18 protein-coding genes and 1 riboswitch are annotated in these 16,963 nt (G+C 46.2%); of the genes, 3 read left to right on the forward strand and 15 right to left on the reverse strand.

The genetic code is table 11. The annotated features are described in order from the left end of the window. Positions 1-6: 6 nt before the first annotated feature. The 7 genes from grdC to B3L97_RS08160 all read right to left on the reverse strand — a co-directional run bounded on the left by grdC (position 7) and on the right by B3L97_RS08160 (position 7,400). Positions 7-1,536: a glycine/sarcosine/betaine reductase complex component C subunit beta gene (gene grdC, locus B3L97_RS08130; protein ID WP_024821871.1), complete on the reverse strand. Its 1,530-nt coding sequence runs from the start codon at positions 1,534-1,536 to the stop codon at positions 7-9. 136 nt (positions 1,537-1,672) lie between these two features. Continuing rightward, the gene (gene grdB, locus B3L97_RS08135) at positions 1,673-2,980 is read right to left on the reverse strand and encodes a glycine reductase complex selenoprotein B (protein ID WP_286847430.1); all 1,308 of its coding nucleotides are present in this window, start codon (positions 2,978-2,980) and stop codon (positions 1,673-1,675) included. Positions 2,981-3,005: 25 nt separating this feature from the next. Further along, positions 3,006-3,482: a glycine/sarcosine/betaine reductase complex selenoprotein A gene (gene grdA, locus B3L97_RS08140; RefSeq protein ID WP_084043865.1), complete on the reverse strand. Its 477-nt coding sequence runs from the start codon at positions 3,480-3,482 to the stop codon at positions 3,006-3,008. A gap of 66 nt (positions 3,483-3,548) precedes the next feature. After that, entirely contained in the window at positions 3,549-4,835 is a 1,287-nt protein-coding gene (locus tag B3L97_RS08145) for a glycine/sarcosine/betaine reductase component B subunit (protein WP_286847424.1), read from the reverse strand. Positions 4,836-4,864: 29 nt separating this feature from the next. Further along, a complete protein-coding gene (locus tag B3L97_RS08150; protein WP_024821865.1) occupies positions 4,865-5,182 on the reverse strand; it encodes a thioredoxin family protein in 318 nt (105 codons plus the stop codon). 80 nt (positions 5,183-5,262) lie between these two features. Further along, positions 5,263-5,673 carry a GrdX family protein gene (locus B3L97_RS08155; RefSeq protein WP_286847421.1) on the reverse strand — a complete coding sequence of 137 codons (411 nt, stop codon included), beginning with the start codon at positions 5,671-5,673 and terminating at the stop codon, positions 5,263-5,265. A gap of 97 nt (positions 5,674-5,770) precedes the next feature. Next, positions 5,771-5,889: riboswitch (glycine riboswitch) on the reverse strand. Between the two features lie 173 nt (positions 5,890-6,062). Continuing rightward, positions 6,063-7,400: a sodium-dependent transporter gene (locus B3L97_RS08160; RefSeq protein WP_286934796.1), complete on the reverse strand. Its 1,338-nt coding sequence runs from the start codon at positions 7,398-7,400 to the stop codon at positions 6,063-6,065. 272 nt (positions 7,401-7,672) lie between these two features. On the opposite strand from B3L97_RS08160, the gene B3L97_RS08165 reads away from it, so the two are divergent. The 3 genes from B3L97_RS08165 to hypE are packed head-to-tail and all read left to right on the forward strand — an operon-like array spanning position 7,673 to position 9,994. Further along, positions 7,673-7,936, forward strand: a complete 264-nt coding sequence (locus B3L97_RS08165; protein ID WP_245587079.1) for a HypC/HybG/HupF family hydrogenase formation chaperone — start codon at positions 7,673-7,675, stop codon at positions 7,934-7,936. Continuing rightward, the gene (gene hypD / locus B3L97_RS08170) at positions 7,911-9,047 is read left to right on the forward strand and encodes a hydrogenase formation protein HypD (RefSeq protein ID WP_024821861.1); all 1,137 of its coding nucleotides are present in this window, start codon (positions 7,911-7,913) and stop codon (positions 9,045-9,047) included. The genes B3L97_RS08165 and hypD overlap by 26 nt, the downstream gene beginning before the upstream one ends. Then, positions 9,005-9,994, forward strand: coding sequence for a hydrogenase expression/formation protein HypE (gene hypE / locus B3L97_RS08175; RefSeq protein ID WP_286847412.1), 990 nt, complete (start codon positions 9,005-9,007; stop codon positions 9,992-9,994). The genes hypD and hypE overlap by 43 nt, the downstream gene beginning before the upstream one ends. Before the next feature lie 125 nt (positions 9,995-10,119). Here hypE and B3L97_RS08180 read toward each other — a convergent pair whose 3' ends face one another. The 8 genes from B3L97_RS08180 to B3L97_RS08215 all read right to left on the reverse strand — a co-directional run. Further along, entirely contained in the window at positions 10,120-10,905 is a 786-nt protein-coding gene (locus B3L97_RS08180; RefSeq protein WP_024821859.1) for a TIGR00282 family metallophosphoesterase, read from the reverse strand. Between the two features lie 12 nt (positions 10,906-10,917). Continuing rightward, positions 10,918-12,459, reverse strand: a complete 1,542-nt coding sequence (gene rny / locus B3L97_RS08185) for a ribonuclease Y (protein ID WP_286847411.1) — start codon at positions 12,457-12,459, stop codon at positions 10,918-10,920. Positions 12,460-12,550: 91 nt separating this feature from the next. Continuing rightward, positions 12,551-12,988 (reverse strand): regulatory protein RecX, encoded by a 438-nt coding sequence (locus tag B3L97_RS08190; protein ID WP_024821857.1) that lies wholly within the window; start codon positions 12,986-12,988, stop codon positions 12,551-12,553. Beyond that, a complete protein-coding gene (recG, locus tag B3L97_RS08195) occupies positions 12,985-15,072 on the reverse strand; it encodes an ATP-dependent DNA helicase RecG (RefSeq protein ID WP_286934797.1) in 2,088 nt (695 codons plus the stop codon). The genes B3L97_RS08190 and recG overlap by 4 nt, the downstream gene beginning before the upstream one ends. Continuing rightward, the gene (locus B3L97_RS08200) at positions 15,069-15,551 is read right to left on the reverse strand and encodes a DivIVA domain-containing protein (protein ID WP_286934799.1); all 483 of its coding nucleotides are present in this window, start codon (positions 15,549-15,551) and stop codon (positions 15,069-15,071) included. Before B3L97_RS08200 ends, recG begins: the two co-directional genes overlap by 4 nt. Continuing rightward, a complete protein-coding gene (gene sepF / locus B3L97_RS08205; protein ID WP_024821854.1) occupies positions 15,544-15,948 on the reverse strand; it encodes a cell division protein SepF in 405 nt (134 codons plus the stop codon). Before sepF ends, B3L97_RS08200 begins: the two co-directional genes overlap by 8 nt. A 25-nt stretch (positions 15,949-15,973) precedes the next feature. Further along, on the reverse strand, positions 15,974-16,678 hold the full coding sequence (locus tag B3L97_RS08210) for a YggS family pyridoxal phosphate-dependent enzyme (RefSeq protein ID WP_286934800.1): 705 nt from the start codon (positions 16,676-16,678) through the stop codon (positions 15,974-15,976). After that, a partial coding sequence (locus B3L97_RS08215; RefSeq protein WP_286934801.1) for an HlyD family efflux transporter periplasmic adaptor subunit occupies positions 16,672-16,963 on the reverse strand: 292 nt, incomplete at its 5' end. The genes B3L97_RS08215 and B3L97_RS08210, both read right to left, overlap by 7 nt.

Below are 16,963 nucleotides of genomic sequence, written 5' to 3' on the forward strand. Positions count from 1 at the left end.
CTCCTACTACTGGAGCTTTTCCGTGATCTCGGACAGAACCTCGAGAATCAACTCTTTTACATCTTCCTTGCTCACGGCAGCTCCGGGTCCACCGCTGCTCGGCTCTATTAAGAAAGAAGCTCCATCAGACAAGTTGGTGAGACGGGCCAAAAATAGGCTTCCCTTGCCGATGATCATAGCTCGCTTCATAGTTCCAGCCTTAATAGCCTCACAAGCAGGGCCTACGAAAGGAACACCTGAAGGAATATGTCCCTGAGTATGGGCATATCCTATAAGGCCTCTCTCCTTAACAAAATCCATCATTTTCGCTTTTTCTACAGACTTCTTCATGACTCCCAGTGCTGCAATCATCTTCGTACTGGCCAATGGCACATCTCCAGCACCAGCAGGCAACGTAATTTCAGGAATATGAAGTTCAGCTGCATATTTGTCTACATCGCTGAAAGAAAGTCCCACTTTCTGAAGGGGTTCATAGACAAGAGCTGACGTTACAGCCTGGGGAGAAGCACCAGAACCAACAGAGTGCTTACCCACTGCGTCAAGACGCATTACGGGGAGAGTGCCATCATCGGGAACAAGCATAACAGCAAGGTTTCCAAGGCAATCCTCCAACGCAGGCATTTCCTTCTTAACGTGGTCACGGCTATTCATATAGAGTTTCGGAATAGCTCCACCGGCCAAAACAACACAGTTTTTCCGCAGACCGGAAGCAACCTGAGATGCTGCCGCAAGCATGGCATTCACGGGACCAGCACAGAATCCTCGAACGTCACAGCCACTCGCATTGACACAGCCAGCAATTTCAGCAACAGCTTTAGCAAAGTTACCGCCACCACGCTGGTTCATATCGCCAGCAGCTTCTTCTGAGCACTCGATTACAAAATCAATCTCTTCAGGAGCTACGTCGGCATTCTTCAACATATGAAGAAGGGCAAGAACGCCGCCTGCTTTACAGGCAATATTCTCAAGCAAAACGTAGGGGAAGAGGCACTCGTCTACTTCATGGCCACTGCGAGCACATCCCACTACTTCGTTGTTGAAGTAAAGGGGCAAAGCCTTATGTTCTGCAACTTCCTTTTCAATTTCTTCTTTATCATGGCCTGCTTCAAGTCTGGCCAACACATGATCGTTGATTACAGGATCCTGAGCCAGCTTTTCCTTTACAGAAGAAGCAAACCCTTTTTCAAGCCAAACAATATCAAAAACATCACATATATCGATGAGCCCAAGGAATTCATCTTCGGGCATAATTTCTCCGTATTTTCCATAGCGGCTTGAGCCTTCCAAACGGTTTTCATACCATGGCTGAGCTTTCGTTTCATATTCTTCAAGGGAAATGCCGCCAATATACGCCTGGTTAGGAGCGTAATCTCTAGCTTCCTCATAAGACTGCATATGCTTCGGCAGTCCTTTCAGGTACTCACTCTCTCCTTTATGATGATGCCTTTCTACATAAGGGGTATTCCCATAGTGCAAACCTAGCTCGGGGACATGGTTCAGGCAGTAAGCGTAACCCTTAATACCAACATTGGACATGGCTGCAAAAACCTCCTCATTAACATTCTCTCTGTCTTTGTTTTTCGTTATTTCTTGCTCTATACAATCTGCTTTCAGTCAAATAAAAGTAGAAGAGGGGGCCCAGGAACTTCCCTGGGCCCTCTCTTCGAAGCAACTAGTCTGTAAAGACCGTCTGATCCTCGATTTCTGTCTGAAGAGCCTTCAGAGCCTTCTCTACCAAACGCCGGCGAAGAGCCTTCTCTTCCGCAAACGGCTTGGTGGGATCACCAAGTGGGTGAGGAATAGCGATGGCTGGAACGATTCTGTTAGCACCTACTGTAAGGGAAATAGGAACAATTGTGCAGATATGAACTACCGGGAAACCTGCTCTTTCTATTTCTTTTACCATCGTTGCACCGCAACGAGTACAGGTTCCTCAGGTAGATGTGAGGATCACCGCATCGACGCCGTCTTTTTTAAGTTTCTGGGCAATCTCGGCACCGAAACGCTTGGCGCTGGCAACAGCAGTTCCGTTACCAACGGTGGTGTAAAACTTATTGTGGAGTTTTTTAAAGACTCCTTCTTTTTCCATCTCTCTCAAAACGTCAACCGGAAGAACACGGTCAGCGTCTGCATCGGCATAGGTTGCATCATATCCGCCGTGAGCTGTGCAATAGCTGTCGGCAGTCAGATCATTTACGCCGGTGATGTCATATTCGCCGTACTTGCTTGCACTGGAAGCCTCGATGTGATCGGGGTTCCCTTTGGGGCAAATACCGCCGGATGTGACAACGGCTATTGTTGCATTTTTAAGATCTTTAACAGCTGCATGGGGTGGAACGCGGTCAAAGACAGGCATAGGATACTCAGTGGTAAAAGGTTTCCCATGAAGCTTTGACACAAACATATCCACAGCTCTCTCAGCTGCCAATTTATCGTAAAACTTGTTTACACGAACTCCGCGCTCAATGTACCCTTCCTCGGAAGGCAAACCAATCTTCTCACCCTTAAGCTGCTTAAGGATAAGAGCAGCCATTGCCGGAACAGCTTTACCCATACCTCTGGCACTATCAGCTGCTTCAACAATGAAGAGGTTCTTTCTGTACATCTCTACACCCGGGTTCTCTGGGTACATAGCAGAAACTACAGGAATACCAAGCTCCTTCGATACGGCGGAGCAAATGGCGCCACATGCTGTACCATAACGACCAGCATTAAATGCAGGACCAGCTACAAATGCATCAGCCTTGCATTTTTTCACCATATCAAGGATCGTTTTTGTTGCTTCTTCCATATTGGAAGCAAAATATGTATCTCCGCAGATAACGGTGGCTACAATCTCGGCTTCTCCTTTGAAAGCAGCCTTCAGGGCCATACCAGGACCAACTACTTCTTCACGAAGTTCGGGTTTGTAATCAGCCTTGTCCTCACCGCCAATACCAGCGAAGAACTGGTTTATATAATGAACGACACGGTAAGTCATATGTCCCCCTCCTTTCTTTTAAGGATTACAGCGTATATTTGCTGTACTCTTCTCGCATAGATTTCACAGCAGCGGAAAGGGCCTCAGGATCAAGAACCATTTCCATCATGCTAATCTGCTCTTCCCAGGCAGCCTGATCGGCTTCCTCACGAATTTCTGGCTCGAATACATGATATACTGCGAGTCCCAACGGAACTCCAGCCAAAGGACCTGCATACGTCGGATCTCCGTTCGTTACGGTCTCTGCGTAAATCTCGGCACCTTCCGCATCGGAAGAACCAAGAATGACCACAACGTTTTCGGCACCGAACTTCTCAGCAGCATCTTTAATGCGCTGCTGATTCTGCAAGTCCATGGCACCTGCAGCCGTTCAGACGAAACACTCGGTCACTGAGAATACGACCTCAGCGCCGCTATCTTTGAAGCATGCCTCCATGGCAGGTCCGGGAACGCCATCGCGCTCGCCGAGGAAAAGAACTTTCTTACCAGCCAACTTACCCATGCTTCGCACCTCCTTCTTATATTTCTTTTTTTAATTATTCAAATAAGAATAGATTTCCTACACGAACTAGATGGTATAAGCGCCAAGTTTAGTGTAACCAAGCTCGCTTGTAGCACCCAAAATCGCCTGAAGTTCGACGGTGATAGTGCCATCTTCAGCGAGAGAACCCTGCCAACCGCCAGCAATGATATTGGCTTCTTCGGGATGGCCGATAACCTTTTTCATTGGGGGCAGCACAATGACTTCATTGGCATTTCCTGCGGTAACACAGGCATCTGCCTCTTTGCAGGAGTCGGCAAGAGACTGGCTTGCGCCATCCTGGCCCGCATACTCGTCGGTAAGAAGAGTTGTTTTAATGCCAGATTGCTCAGCCTTCCAGCAGTTCATGATAAGGTCAGCGTCGGGGTTACCGAACCCTTCTTCGGAAATAAGAATGCCGTCTACGCCAAGAGTCTTGGCAAGATTAATTGCATAGGAAGAGCTACGTTTCTTATCTCCAAGGGTTACGTTTTCGTTGGTAATGATGCAACCGATAAAGTTGAAGTCCTTACCATGACGATCAAACATAGCCTTGATCACAGGGTTATTCAGATGGGCGTAAGTATTGTTCTTATCACAGGCAGAAACACAGTTTCCTGAAATAATAGCACCATCAAAAACTTCAGTAGGGTTAATGAACGTCGGCAGGATTTTTTTAGCATCAACACCGTACACATAGGTATCGTGCAGAAGTCCCTGAGACTGAAGCATATAGAGGTACGCAACTTTGGGCAGCTCGGGGTAGGCCTTCATAGCTTCATTGAAAGAAGGAAGTTCAAAGGCTTCTACTTCATCGGCCTTCACATCTTTGCAGGACTGAGCCAAATAGGCAGCGGCCTTAAGGCCAGCCAAACGGCAAGCAGCCTCGTGATCGTGTTTCTCAAGCCCTTCAACAGGGTCAAGAACAAGAACTACGTTATTTGTTTTCGAATATGGAGTATAGTCTGCTCCAGGACCCATCATATCGATGATACCTTCCTGGAAGCGAACAATTTTCCCTGTGGTGACGACAGCTGCACCGTTCAGGACAAGGGTTTTTCCCTCTCCTACTGTGTCCACGTCACCGATAAATCCGGGAAACACTTCATTTTTGCCCTCAAGTTTGCATCTGGGCTGAACTACATCCTTCACTGGAAGAATGCGAACGCTTTCGCCGGGCATAGCAAGATCGACATCAATTTTGACAAGACGTTCATCATCAGAAAGCTTAGCTATAAGCTCTTCCTTATTAACATAGAGAACGCCGTCTTTTACTGTCGTCTTATCGCCCCAAGCGACTTTATTAACCTTGACGTTATGGAGTTCTAACTTCAAAAGACTCCCCCCCCTTTTCACGGATTCTCCTACAACAATTTTTCTACATTCTCTTTGATTGCCTCAAGAGTTACATCGGCACCGCTAATCCGCGCCACTTCCTTCCCTTCTTTCCAGAAGAGAAACGTAGGCAACCCCATCACTCTATTATTGATGGCTACGCGACGATTCTGAGAAACGTCGACGGAACAGAATTTTACTTTTCCTTCGTACTCCTCCGCCATCTTATGCACGTTAGGAAGAAGGGCCATACAGGGGCCACACTTGGGTCCCCAGAAGTCGACCAGCACCGGAAGGCTGCTCTCCTTCACTTCTGCATCAAAGTTTTCTTTGGTTAGCTCAACCATTGCCATAAACTTCACCTCCCTTCAAAAAAACGTAGGCATAGAGCCCCTACCACGACAACACAAACCCCATTTATCCCTGTTTATTCCCCAACAGAGATAATCATTGAGTACTTTTCAAGACTTTCTTTTAAAAGTTCCCGGTCTATGCAAGAATAATCTTCGAGCATTTCATCGGACAAAGAAGAAACGAGCATAAGCCTGTCTAAACAAGATCGATAAACTGAAAGAGCATTCTCAATCAAATTCAAAGAATATGCATCAATAGGAAACTTTTCCATTTCTTTCACGGGCGATTGTATAACTATAGAACGGAAAGGGTGCTGATAAGGACGCAGATTACCATATAAGGGATGAGTCAACAGAGCCCATCCTTGATGAACGTAATCTCGAACACGAACCAGAACATCAAATGAAGAACCTTTCACAAACTCAAGATCAGGAACGTTCTTCTTAAAACCTGCATTATTGGAAACGAGGAGCTTGCGACTCATATACTTCGTGCCTCCTATATAAATATAGGTGGGAAATTCTCTGTCGCATAGCCCCAAATCTATCGAAAAGTAAGGGCGGCTAATCATTCCAGAGCCCCGTCCAGCCACAATCCTTGAGCCTGAGAGTTTCCGTCTCTGAGCGACCAAGCCCAAAAACATTGCCCCTTCGGCGCCCCTCTACCTCTAGAGTAAAAAGGTCTCTCTTGTAGCTTTCATCCGGTAATCCGTTACGATTTTACACTATATAAAATGATAGTCAAGGGACTTGTGAAAAGCAAAACTTTTCTCATATTTGCTAAAGTATACATAAGGTAGGGGAATTCCCCTACCTTATTATAACTGCACAAATTCACTTTTTCTCTATCAATTGGAGCAATTACTTCTCCCCATTACCACCTCAGCCCCTGCCAGAAAATAATAGCAATAGCGATAGGAGCTATTGTACGACAAACCCATATCCAAGCTTCCATAATACTAAAATGATAGGTCCCATCGTTGCTAACTTCTTTTCTCGCCCCCTCCGTCCAAATCCATCCCACAAAGAGCGCGATAAAGAGACCGCCAAGGGGCAATAAAATATTAGAGGCAAGAAAATCCGCCGCATCAAGAAAATCTTTCCCTGCTATCTTCAAATTCCCCGTGAGTGAATAAGCTGACGGAATTCCCAGAAGGAATATGGTTAATCCCATAAGCCAAGCCGCCTTCGGTCGTCCCCAGTTCATTTCATCAATAAAGTAGGCCGCAACTACTTCCAAAAGTGAGATGGCCGATGTAAGGGCCGCTATGAAAACAAGAATAAAGAAAAGAGATGACCATAGGGGACCTCCTGGCATCTTCGCGAAGACAGAAGGAAGAGTTACGAATGTCAGGCCCACTCCGGCTCCGGCTTCAACTCCAAAAGCAAAAGCAGCTGGGAATATAACAAGTCCCGACATCAAAGCTGCCATTGTATCGAGAAAACAAATCTGAAAAACAGCGCTGGGGATAGTAGCTTCTTTATTTAAATAACTTCCGTAGGTAACCATACATCCCATACCAAGAGAAAGCGAGAAAAAGGCCTGACCAAGCGCCGCAAGGAATGTATCTCTCGAAACCTTAGACAAATCTGGCTTTAAATAAAACTCCACTCCCTTGCCAGCCCCATCAAGGGTCAATGATCTGACAATCAAAACTAAGAGAATGACAAAAAGCGCCGGCATAAGAATTTTGCAGTATTTTTCAATACCTTCCCCTATCCCTCGATAAACAACCCAAATAGTAGCAAGCATAAAAAGAGCTTGATAAAGCACTACCTGGAAGGTATTTGAAACAAATCCGCCAAAAACGTCGCCTGCTTTTCCAGCAGCTCCAGCCTCCATGAGGCCTGTCCATGAACTTATAATATACTTAATAGTCCAACCACCGATAACTCCATAGTAAGAGAGAATAATAAACCCTGCTGCAACGCCCATCCATCCCACAATAGACCATGCCCCGCCTTTCAATTTCTTGAAGGATCCCACAGCATTGAGTTGGGCCCGGCGTCCTATAGCTATCTCCGCAAGCATTACTGAAAAGCCTATGATAAATACAATGGCAACATAAACTACGACAAAAGCTCCTCCTCCATTTTGTCCTGTAATGTAGGGGAATCTCCATATATTGCCCAGACCTATGGCTGATCCGGCGGCAGCTAAAATGAATCCTATTTTACTTCCCCACTGTTCTCTTTCTCCATTACTACTCATCTTCTGTAAAACCCCCCTTTACTTATTTTTACTCCAAAGCTCACTCCGTCATTCCATCACCCTCATGCGGTAACTCTCCCACCTCCTTCAAAGCCATGCACCGCAGAGCTCTGTAATAAAAAGATCAAGATTGACATTATTCAATCTTTACTTGAATGTATTGCAATTATACACCATGTATTTTGATTTTGTAGTTCTTCATTGAAAATCAAATGTAGTAAAAATGCTTTTTCACTATCCGTTGCAGGAAGGATAATATAGAGTAAAATGGCATGGGGAAAGGGGTGGTTGACAAGATGTGTCTGGCTGTTCCTCATCAGATAAAAACTCTTCTCGATGAACATCGGGCCATAGCTATGGCAGGATCTGTTCAGGTTGAAATACGAACGGATTTGTTAGAGTCTGTCGTAATAGGGGATACGGTGCTTGTGCATGCCGGTTTTGCCATAGAGAAATTGGAGCCTAACGAATCAGCAGAGTTACAAATTCTTTGGGATGAGATCTATCGCTATGCAGGCCAAGATCTTGAAGCCTAATATGAAATCTTCCCGCACGATAATAGAAGCTATTTCTCAAAGGGCTTCGGAACCGCTGACTTTCATGGAGGTTTGTGGAACTCATACTGTTTCCATTTTTCGTTCGGGGATCCGCTCTCTCCTCCCTCCAAATATCTCTCTTCTGTCAGGACCTGGGTGCCCAGTTTGCGTAACAGATCAGGGCGAAATTGATTGCGCTATAGATCTTCTTGATACTCCTAGTATTATGATCGCTACATATGGAGATATGCTTCGGGTCCCAGGAACTCACGGTTCCCTAGCAGGGAAAAAGAGCGAAGGTCGCGAGGTGCAAGTAGTCACCAGTGCAGCTCAAGCGCTAAACCTCGCAAAGGAACATCCTAAAAAAGAGGTTGTTTTTTTAGCTGTCGGTTTCGAAACAACAGCTCCTGCCACAGCTGCTACAATTCTGGAAGCAGCAAAGGAAAGGGTGCGGAACTTTTCTATTCTCTGTTTCCATAAAAAAACCCCGCCGGTATTAAAGCAACTTGTACAAGACCCCGTCTTACAGATTGATGGTTTTATCCTTCCTGGACATGTGAGCGTTATTCTGGGCCATTCCGGCTACAGATTTATATCAAAAGAGTATGGCATCCCCTGTGCTATTGCCGGCTTTGAACCTATGGATATTCTTTTAGCTATAGCGGATCTTACTTTTCAGAGGACATCTTGCACAGCGGCCCTCCACTCTTTATATCCCCGAGCAGTGAGACCCGAGGGGAACCTCAAAGCCCTGAACCTCCTTGATTCTGTGTTCCAATCATGCTCTGCATCCTGGAGAGGGCTGGGTGTCATCCCCCAGTCGGGGTATCAATTAAAAGACTCATATTCATTCTTTGACGCTATTCCCAAACTGGAACTCACTATACCAACTCCTCCACCGCCTCACGGCTGTCGATGTGGAGATATTCTGTCCGGACATTTAGTACCCAGCCAATGTCCCCTTTTCGCTGCTCAATGCACACCCATGACGCCGATAGGGCCTTGTATGGTTTCTAGCGAAGGTTCATGTTCTGCATACTATAAATATAATAGAAGAGGTGTATCTTCTTGGAAAAAATTACCCTTGGCCACGGAAGCGGAGGACGCTTAACTCAAAACCTAATAGAAGCTATTCTCGGTGCATTCTCCTCTAAGGATACAGTTCCCGAGCTTGAGGATTGTGCGTTAGTGTGGGGAAAATATGGCATAACTATAGATAGTTTCACCGTGTCTCCTCGTGAGTTTCCAGGGGGGGATATTGGGGAATTGGCCATATGCGGCAGTGCAAACGATTTAGCCGTTCGAGGCGTTCGTCCCCAATTCATCGCCATGAGCGTAGTGGCAGAAGAGGGGCTTCCTATATCAGAACTTGCGCGATACATGGAAAGTGCCGCCCATATTTGTCATCATCTTGATATCAAGCTCGTAGCGGGGGATACAAAAGTTGTCCCGAAAGGACACGTAGAAGGGCTTTTCATTACTACTTGTGCTGTAGGAGAACAGGTTACCTCCTACCCGCTGGGAATGGATCGCCTTAAGCCAGGGGATAGCATTATTGTTTCCACCTCTATCGGCCGACATGGCGCAACAATCGGTGCGAGTCGTTTTGATTTGACGCCAGAGGGGCTTGAGAGTGATTGCGCTCCTTTATGGAATATGCTGGAACCCCTCCTGGACATAGAGGGGCTTCGATGTATGCGAGATTGCACTCGAGGTGGTCTTGGCACTGTTATGTGCGAATGGGCGGAAGGTCGAAAGATAGGGATTGAGCTTGTAGAAAAAAACATCCCTATCCGGGAAACAGTGCAGTCTGTCTGTGATATTTTAGGTTTTGATCCTCTCTATCTCGCTTGTGAAGGATGTGCAGCCATAGCCGTGGATCCTTCTCAGACTCAAGACATTTTGAGGCAATTGCATGCCCATCCTCTCTGCAAAGAGGCATCCCTTATAGGAACGGTTACAGAGGAGCACCCGGGGATGGTGGCTCTCATAACAGAGATAGGCGGGATGCGTGTTGTCGACATGCCTGTAGGGGAGATGCTCCCCCGCATTTGTTGATTTCGCAATGCCAGCAAAAAGAGGCGTTTCATAAAAATAATTGAGAATTTCATACGTACAATAAAAAAGAGGCCATCCCGATTTTTTGGGATGGTCTCTTTTACTTACACATATTGAACCTATACTTAGTCTTCTTTTGGCAGAAATCTCATGATTCTCTGTATAGAAAGAGCTTTTCCTGTTTCTTCTTCCACATCAATAAGCACAGCGCAGAGACGAAGATCATCCTCCGCCACCTGGAATCGAGAGGGAAGCGCTGTCAAGAAACGAGGAAGAACGCTTTCAAGAGTCATTCCGATAGCACTTCGGTGAGCACCTGTCATACCCACATCCGATATATAAGCTGTTCCATCGGGTAAAATTTCTTCATCTGCAGTCTGAACATGAGTGTGGGTTCCGAGGAAAGCTGAAACTCTCCCATCTAGATAGAAACCCAAAACTCTCTTCTCAGAAGTAGCCTCTGCATGAAAATCTACAAGGACAGGAACTCCATTCAGCTCTTCTAGAATTTCATCAGCCTTGCGAAATGGACAATCCAGATCGGGCATAAAAACCCTCCCCTGGAGGTTTAAGAGAGCTAATCTCTTCCCATTTTTAGATAGCACACTAACCCCTTGTCCGGGACATCCCGGGGGATAGTTGGCAGGTCGTACTACCCGAATTTCTTCATCCAGAACAGAATAGAAGTCTGAACGATCCCATATATGGTTCCCCGAGGTAATCCCATCGACTCCCATATCAAAAAGATCATTCATTATCTTTTCTGTCAGACCTTTTCCTGCCGCAGCATTCTCTCCATTCACAATAATAAAATCAATTTTCGCAAACTCTTTTTTCAGTTGGGGTAACAAAATTGACAAGGTCTTTCGACCTGGGCGTCCTACTATGTCTCCTATAAATAGTATTCTCATAACTTTTATAGCCTACTTTGCATATTCTGTAGCTCGTATTTCTCGCGTAACGGTCACTTTGATTTGCCCTGGATATTTCATTTCTTCTTCTATTTTTCGGGCAATATCGTAGGCTAATTTATAGACTACACCCTCATCTGTTACATTCGGAGAGACCACAACGCGTACTTCGCGCCCAGCCTGAATAGCGAAAGCTTTGCTGACCCCTTTAAAGGACTTGGCAACTTCCTCTAGTTTTTCAAGTCGCTTAATATACGCATCGAGACTTTCTCTTCGTGCTCCGGGACGAGAAGCGCTTACAGCGTCAGCAGCAGCGATAATAACATCATATACAGTATTCTGTTCCACATCTTCATGGTGGGCCGCTATAGCGTTAACCACTTCTGGAGCCTCATTGTAACGCTTGGCTATGTCAGCACCGATCAGAGCGTGAGGCCCTTCTACCTGGTGGTCCACAGCCTTTCCTATATCATGAAGCAATCCTGCACGACGAGCCAATTCCTCATCAAAACCAAGCTCTGCCGCCATGATACCCGCCAAATGAGCGACCTCCAAGCTATGCTGCAATGCATTTTGCCCGTAACTATAGCGGTATTTCAACTGCCCAATAAGATGTATAAGATCATCGTGCATATTCTTAACTCCTGTTTCGAGAAGGGCTGTTTCGCCAGCCTCCAGAATCTGCTCTTCCACATCTTTTGTGGCCTTCTCTACCAGCTCTTCAATACGGGCTGGATGAATTCTGCCATCAGCCACAAGCCGTTCCAAAGAGAGACGGGCAACTTCTCTGCGTACAGGGTCAAAACTGCTCAACGTCACAGCCTCAGGAGTATCATCAACAATAAGATCTACGCCTGTTAACGTCTCGAAAGAACGAATGTTACGCCCTTCACGGCCAATAATACGTCCTTTCATCTCGTCGGAAGGCAGGGGCACAACACTTACAGCCACTTCAGAGGTCTGATCTACAGAACATCGCTGAACTGCCGTAACAATAATCTCTTTGGCTTTCTTTTCTGCGTCTCGTCGAGCCCTCTCTTCAAGGTCCTTTACTAACATACCGAGATCGTGCTGCATGTTATCTTCGGTCTGGGTCAACAATATCTCTCGCGCCTCTTCCTGAGACATTTGTGCAATCTCTTCCAGACGAACGACCTGTTCCTGTCTCAAGGTATCAAGTTCAGCTATCTTTTTTTCAAGATCCTCTCGGCGAAGCCGAAGCTCTTCTTCCTTGTGAGAAACCCGATCAATTTTTTTATCGAGATTCTCCTCTTTCTGCTCAAGGCGCCGCTCCGCCCGCTGTAACTCGGCTCGACGATCCTTATTTTCCCTTTCCACTTCCTGACGGAGCCGATAAGCCTCTTCTCTCGCTTCCGTCAATTTTTCACGCTTCCGCTGTTCTCCTTCTTGTAAAGCCTCTTTTAAGAGCGCTTCCGCCTGAAGTTTAGCATTTTCAAGGTGTTTTGCTCCAATAGTTTTCGAAAGCATAAACCCAGCCGCAACACCAGCAGCCAGGCCTGCAGCTATTCCTAAAATTGCAGTCATAATTTGCATAATTGGCCTATCACTCCTCATTTTATTTTCAAGGTGCTGTCACTAGATTTTTAAGACCGCACACGTCGTGCTGAGGATTATATTTTACAGGTCAATAGAAGGGCTCACAAGTCCTTTCCAAAGCTTTTCTAACGGAATGAAGAGAAAAACCTCTCCGAATCAGCCTTCCTCGTATTTTTTCAGAGACTATACCCTGAGAACTCCATTCTATTACCAAGCTGCAAGCCCGGCTTTCTTCGTCGGGTTCCGCTTCCTCCAGCACTTTCAAAATTAAATCACGATGGACTCCTCGCCTATGGAGTTCATCGTGTAACTTTCTATCTCCCCAACTGGTATGAGATGCTATGAAAAGAATACTATAGGCCTCATCATCCAAAAAGCCAAGTTCTGTATATTTTTCCACAAGTTGCTGAGCTACGTCTTCTGTAGCTCCTTTCTTCATGAGTTTATCTCGAATCTGCCAACATGTATACGCCCCCCGCGCCAATAGTCGGAGAACATATCTTTCAAAATTATACAACACTGTCATGCGATACCCGCCAAATCCAAATATTTCCCTACTGTCTGAAGGACATGAGAATAAAGTTCAGGCTCTTGAGAAAGGTAGGGATCCTCTGCTACCAAATCAAAAGCTTCTCTACGAGCCAATTCAAGCAAAGCACGGTCTTTCAACAAATCGGCTACTCTGAAATCAGTAATTCCATGTTGTCGAACCCCACAAACTTCTCCTGGACCACGAAGTTTCAAATCTGCTTCGGCTATTTTAAATCCATCAGTGGTAGCACACATTACCTTTAAACGCTGTACGCCTCCTCTTGTTGTGGGATCTCCCAAGAGAATGCAATATCCTTGCCGTCCATCACGTCCAACCCTGCCCCGAAGCTGATGAAGCTGAGAAAGGCCAAAACGATGAGCGTCCTCAACAACCATAACAGTAGCCTCAGAAACGTCAACCCCCACTTCAATCACAGTGGTAGCCACAAGAAGATCGATTTCACCAGCAGTAAACTTCCTCATTGTAGCCTCTTTTTCCTCTTGAGGAAGTTGGCCATGAAGCAACCCTGTTCTTATATCAGGGAAGATGGAACATATCTGCTCGTATCGTTCTGTAGCAGAGGCAACGGCTAAAGATTCGCTCTCTTCTATCAACGGACAGACCCAATACATTTTCTCCCCTTCACTGTGTCGCTCCCTGAGAAAGGGCCAAAGTCGATGGGTCTCTTTTTTACGAAGCCACCATGTCTTCGTGGGGAGGCGGCCAGGGGGCATCTCATCGATAACAGATACTGTGAGATCCCCATATACTGAAAGCGTGAGAGTTCTAGGGATCGGAGTAGCCGTCATAACCAATACATGAGGAGCTTGTCCTTCCTGTGTCCCTTTGTTTCTAAGAGCGTTTTTCTGTAAGACGCCAAAACGATGTTGTTCATCTATAACCGCTAATGCCAATTTATGAAAAGAGACTGGATCGGAAAAGAGCGCGTGGGTTCCAACAACAACATGGGCTTCTCCTCTTTCTATTCTTTGTAAAGCATCCTGCCGATCCCGTGAAGAAAGAGAGCCTACCAAGAGCTCGACTGATACGCCTAAGGGAGTTAGGTACGAAGACAACCTATAGAAATGTTGCTGAGCTAATATTTCGGTAGGGGCCATAAAAGCTCCCTGAAACCCTCCCTCCACAGCTTGGAGCAGGGCTAAAACTGCTATTACAGTTTTCCCCGACCCCACATCGCCTTGAAGGAGTCGATGCATAGGTATCTCCTGAGCGAGATCGCTGGAAATCTCCCCCACCACCCTCCTTTGAGCGGACGTTAAGGGGTAGGGAATAACGTCTGACAGGAAACGCTTCTTTAACTCACCCTCACGAGGCAACAGAGGTGCTTTCTCCGCCAACCGGGATCGTTCCCCACGGCGAAGAGCTAAGCCTACTTGAAGAGTAAAAAACTCGTCGAAAGCCAAGCGATCCCGTGCTGCTTTCCAGGGAGCCCCTGCACTAGGATAATGCATCTCAAAGACAGCATCAGAAAGAGGTGGGAAATTGTACTTTGAGCAGATATGAGCCGGCAAATGTTCTGCAGGGCAAAATTCTTCTGCCTCAAGACAGGATCGGACTAGTTTCCTGAACCAGCGCTGTTGCAATCCCAACGTAAGAGGGTACACTGGCACTATATGCCCTACAGAATCTGGATCTTCCCCTTCGTCTAATACCTCAAATTCAGGATTCGTCACCTGCATTTGCCCATAACGATGCTCCACCAGGCCATACAAGGCGACTTCCTTCCCTGGTGTCAGAATTCGTTCTAACCCTCTCCGATTAAACCATACTGCATGTACAAAATCCCGACCATCTGTAAAAAGGGCACGAGTAAGAGTTAATCCTGCCCGCAACGTTCGATGTTTTTCCATGGTCACAAGCCGGACTATTAAAGAGGCTGTGGAGCCAGGCTCTAAGCTGCTCAGAGGAGTCAGACCCCGCCTGTCTTCATATCGACGAGGGAAATAGAGTAACAAATCCTGAACCGTCCTGATATTAAGGCGGTTCAAGAGCCTCTCCCGTACAGCTCCCACTCCTTTTACGAAGCGTACAGACACTGTGGAATCTTTTTCCCTCACTCTGGCTGGCTCTCCTCAAGAGTCTCCTCTTCATGCAACGTTTCGAGCATAGAGGTGTATTTAGAGAGCAACGCGGCCATGTCGCTTTTGAAAGTACGCTTCATTTCCTGAAGTCTGAGAGCATCTCGCCTAAAAGCATCACGCTGGTTCATAGCTTCAAATACAATACGTTCCCCTTTAGCCCGTGCCTCAGAGATAATGGCATCAGCTTCCTGTTTGGCAGCTTCTGTCTTCACCTCAGCGCTTCGTTGAGCCATGAGGAGCGTCTCCTGTAATGTGTCTTTCAAGTTGTTATAGTCTTTGAGTTGGTCTTCCAAACGCTGAATATCCCTTTCCAGATCAGTCGTTTTTTCAGCCATAAGGCGAAGTGTTTCTACTATCTGGTCAAGAAAGTCGTCTACCTGATCAGGATCATATCCCCTCAATGCCCTGGAAAAGGTTTTGCTTTCTACATCCAGCGCCGTTATAAGCTCAGGCACGGTGTTCCTCCTTCCATTCCTCTACAATCCCTTTTCGTGGAGAGGCGACAAAGACTCCTGGAGATATTCTCGCCACGTCACCACGCATAGCAAAAGCTACTCCACAAAGAAAATCCAATACGCTCTGCCCTACATCGCGATCCATGTTTCTGAGGTCAACGATAACCATTTGCCCTTTATGAAGGGCCTCTCCCAACTCTTCTCTGCGATCAAGACAAAGATTCCCCCGACATAAAACCACTTGAGCCTGGACAGGAGGAGTTTTTAACACCCTGCTCTGCCGTTCCTCCAAATCCTCTTCGGCTTGAACCGAAGGACTGTCTGGCGATCCGGTCATTCCCTCTTCATCGTAATCATATTCAGCAAGACCGAGTATCGCCATGAGGCGCTCGAACATTCAACCACCTCCACATATAAGAGGATCAATACGATCGGGCCCCGAAAATAGCCGACCCAACGCGAACCATGGTACTTCCTTCCTCTATAGCCCACCCAAAATCTCCGCTCATTCCCATAGAAAGTTCCTGTAAAGGAAGACCACTTGAAACTTCCAAGCGATCACGAAGTTCCCGTAAAGAAGCGAAGGCTTTCCGTATTGACATTTCATCTTCAGAAAGTGGACCAACTGTCATAAATCCCTTTAAAGAGAGTAGAGGGCACGTCTCTTGAACATGTTCAAGCAGAGTTTCTGCCTGTTCTGATGCTACGCCATGTTTTGACTCCTCCCCAGATGTGTTCACTTCCAGCAAAATGGGGATGCTTCTATTCTCTTCAGAACAGATACGTTGTAATGTATCCGCAAGAGAAATGGAATCTACAGATTGAATCATATGAAAAGATTCCAAGGCTTTACGAGCTTTGTTTCTCTGTAAATGACCGATAAGATGCCACTCTACTTCAACATCTTCTGGCCACTGCTTTTTCTTTTCCAAGGCTTCTTGAACCCTATTTTCTCCAATAGCCGAGATTCCCCCGTGCTGTATGGCAAAGACCATCTCTTCTACTGAACGTGTTTTCGTTACTGCTATTAATGTAACATCTTTTCCGCTCCGCCCGCTTAAGCGAGCACTTTCTTCAATTTTAATTCGTATAGATTCTATGTTTTTTTGAATATCCTGCTCTACCATAACTCTATTCTGCCCTCCCTAGCGTGATCTGCTCGAAGCAAAATAATATTGCCCGGCTGAAGACCATCAGAAATAAAAAAAGAATGATCCGAAAGAGGGAATCCTTTCACTTCCTTGAATCGAACATAATTTCCTTCCACCAAAAAAACTCCCAGCTTCCCCTCTCTGGAAATTATAGACGACTGGGGAACTGCCACACCTACATAGCTTTCTGTAGAGATAAGATACGATACAGACCGTTTTTTAACAATATTAATAGGGAAAAAAACGGTCTGTATCGTATCT

Origin of the sequence: Aminobacterium sp. UBA4834 (assembly GCF_002400205.1) — a bacterium.
Classification (GTDB): Bacteria; Synergistota; Synergistia; order Synergistales; family Aminobacteriaceae; genus Aminobacterium; species Aminobacterium mobile.

Bases quoted from the DNA above. Each gene is read 5' to 3' on its own strand.
- B3L97_RS08165 (WP_245587079.1), top strand. From the start codon at position 7,673: ATGGGGAAAGGGGTGGTTGACAAGATGTGTCTGGCTGTTCCTCATCAG.
- hypD (WP_024821861.1), top strand. From the start codon at position 7,911: ATGCAGGCCAAGATCTTGAAGCCTAATATGAAATCTTCCCGCACGATA.
- B3L97_RS08160 (WP_286934796.1), bottom strand. From the start codon at position 7,400: ATGAGTAGTAATGGAGAAAGAGAACAGTGGGGAAGTAAAATAGGATTC.
- B3L97_RS08210 (WP_286934800.1), bottom strand. From the start codon at position 16,678: ATGGTAGAGCAGGATATTCAAAAAAACATAGAATCTATACGAATTAAA.
- rny (WP_286847411.1), bottom strand. From the start codon at position 12,459: ATGCAAATTATGACTGCAATTTTAGGAATAGCTGCAGGCCTGGCTGCT.
- grdC (WP_024821871.1), bottom strand. From the start codon at position 1,536: ATGTCCAATGTTGGTATTAAGGGTTACGCTTACTGCCTGAACCATGTC.
- B3L97_RS08150 (WP_024821865.1), bottom strand. From the start codon at position 5,182: ATGGTTGAGCTAACCAAAGAAAACTTTGATGCAGAAGTGAAGGAGAGC.
- B3L97_RS08155 (WP_286847421.1), bottom strand. From the start codon at position 5,673: ATGAGTCGCAAGCTCCTCGTTTCCAATAATGCAGGTTTTAAGAAGAAC.
- sepF (WP_024821854.1), bottom strand. From the start codon at position 15,948: ATGTTCGAGCGCCTCATGGCGATACTCGGTCTTGCTGAATATGATTAC.
- B3L97_RS08190 (WP_024821857.1), bottom strand. From the start codon at position 12,988: ATGACAGTGTTGTATAATTTTGAAAGATATGTTCTCCGACTATTGGCG.
- B3L97_RS08180 (WP_024821859.1), bottom strand. From the start codon at position 10,905: ATGAGAATACTATTTATAGGAGACATAGTAGGACGCCCAGGTCGAAAG.